This window comes from Chamaesiphon sp. (assembly GCF_041738855.1).
Lineage (GTDB): Bacteria > Cyanobacteriota > Cyanobacteriia > Cyanobacteriales > Chamaesiphonaceae > Chamaesiphon.
In genome coordinates this window covers 1-1898 of the sequence record NZ_JBGSPA010000203.1, presented here as the reverse complement: position 1 = coordinate 1898, position 1898 = coordinate 1, and the positions used below count along the sequence as shown (strand labels likewise).

3 protein-coding genes are annotated in these 1898 nt (G+C 45.8%); 2 read left to right on the top strand and 1 reads right to left on the bottom strand.

Annotated features, from left to right (window positions below):
• Nucleotides 1–249, bottom strand: a 249-nt coding sequence (locus ACEW9I_RS21935; protein WP_373542449.1) for a LysR family transcriptional regulator, incomplete at its 3' end; no start/stop codon positions are given.
• Between the two features lie 178 nt (nucleotides 250–427).
• Here ACEW9I_RS21935 and ACEW9I_RS21930 point away from each other — a divergent pair.
• Both ACEW9I_RS21930 and ACEW9I_RS21925 read left to right on the top strand, forming a co-directional pair.
• Complete coding sequence (locus tag ACEW9I_RS21930) at nucleotides 428–859, top strand: hypothetical protein (RefSeq protein ID WP_373542448.1); 432 nt, start codon at nucleotides 428–430, stop codon at nucleotides 857–859.
• Nucleotides 860–887: 28 nt separating this feature from the next.
• On the top strand, nucleotides 888–1760 hold the full coding sequence (locus ACEW9I_RS21925; RefSeq protein WP_373542447.1) for an NAD(P)-dependent oxidoreductase: 873 nt from the start codon (nucleotides 888–890) through the stop codon (nucleotides 1758–1760).
• The last annotated feature ends 138 nt before the right edge of the window (nucleotides 1761–1898 follow it).

Sequence of the window (1898 nt, the reverse complement as noted above, 5' to 3'; positions counted from 1 at the left end):
AAATCTATTCGTAAACCCAACGTCAAATTGATTATTGCCCCTTTTCCTGAACATGTACGAAGTGGCGACCAATTCTTCTTTAAGCCATCTTCTCAAACCCGCTTGACAACTGCGATCACTTCTTAACTTGTCACGAATGGCGATCGCCCGTGAAACCGAAGATGGATCGAGATTGCGATCGCGGGCAGCAGCGGCAAAACTGCCTTGCCTGAAAACCTCTACGAAGAGTTGCAGTACTGATATGTCCATTGCTAAAGGGTTCCCACGAACTTGCTAATCCACAATTTCCTAGTCAAAATCTTACCTCAAGGAATCAGGATTCGTGCGAAACTCGCACGAGAGTTGTGCATGAGTTTACGTTTATTTCTTTTACCGCAGCAGGTATCTTTAGTTAGTTGTCTGATTTGAGCAACATTTCGATCTAATTATGTCTCAGCGTACATTATTACGATTTCTGATTGCTTTCGCGGCTGGATTCATGTCCACGCTGGTATTTAATCAGGGGACGCTAGCTTTTTTACATGCGATCGCCTTCACGCCCATTGCCCCTTATCCCACTGCCCCAACCAGACCCTTCGGAGTTCCCTTCTTCTGGTCTGCGGCCTTTTGGGGAGGAATCTGGGGAATCGGTCTAGCCGCTGTGATCGATCGAATTCAGCAGCGTTTTTTCTACTGGGGCATAGCGTTCATATTTGGGATGATTGCTCCTACGCTAGTTTCAATTTTTGTAGTGTTCCCGATTCAGGGAGTTCCGATTACGCCGAACATAATTTTCTTGATTTTGATGGTGAATGCTGCTTGGGGAATTGGCACCGCCTTCTTTCTGCAATTTCAGTCTCGCTCACTCAAAAATCCATAAAGTGTCAAAAATAAAGAGATTATCAACTATGACCAAACAGAAAATTGCTATTTTGGGCTGCGGTGCAATGGGATCGCGGATGGTTCAAAACTTATTGAATGCAAATTATCAAGTTGTTGTATATAACCGAACAGCCGCAAAAATCCAGCCCCTAATCGATCGAGGTGCCTTGTATGCGGCAACGCCCAAAGCCGCCGCCGAACAAGCTGATATCGTGATTAGTATGGTCACTGATGATGATGTCTCTCGGCGGATCTGGCTCGATCCAGAAACAGGTGCTTTGCTGGGTCTCAACAAGGATCGAATCGCGATCGAATCTAGTACATTAACCATAGCCTGGACAAGGGAATTGGCAAGTACGATCGAACCACGAGGGGCGATGTTTCTTGATGCTCCTGTCGTTGGTTCTCGCCCGCAGGTAGAAGCTGGCAAGCTCATTTATTTGGTGGGTGGTAAAGCAGAAATATTGGAGCAAGTTCAACCAATACTTTCATCAGCCGGAGCAGCAGTTATTCATCATATTGGGGCGATCGGTCAGGGGATGGCAATGAAACTTGCTGTTAATACCCTATTTGGGGTGCAAGTTGCAGCATTAGCAGAAATTTTGGTGCTGCTAGATAAACAGGGAATTACCAGTACAAAGGCGATGGAATATTTGGGGGATTTACCAGTTACTAGCCTAGCGGCTAAGATGGCAGGGAATTTAATGGTGGCAAACAATCATGCTCCGTTGTTCCCGATCGAGCTAGTCGAGAAAGATTTTCGCTACGTTGTTCAAACAGCACAGGCGGCTAATACTTCAATCCCAGCAGCAACAGCCATCCATCGTATTTATCAGGATGCGATCGCTCAAGGTCGAGGTAGTGAGAATATTACAGGCATCGTTCAACTTTTTGTCTAAATAGGGCTTGCTGAATAAGTCATACGATCGAGTGAGCGAATCTCGAAGCACGCTCACTCGAAGCGCGTCGTCTAGCGACGATCGCCAATGATAATTTTTAGTTAAGCTCAAAGGAGATACAAGCAAGATTTCTAATCG

Bases quoted from the DNA above. Each gene is read 5' to 3' on its own strand.
- ACEW9I_RS21925 (WP_373542447.1), top strand. From the start codon at position 888: ATGACCAAACAGAAAATTGCTATTTTGGGCTGCGGTGCAATGGGATCG.
- ACEW9I_RS21930 (WP_373542448.1), top strand. From the start codon at position 428: ATGTCTCAGCGTACATTATTACGATTTCTGATTGCTTTCGCGGCTGGA.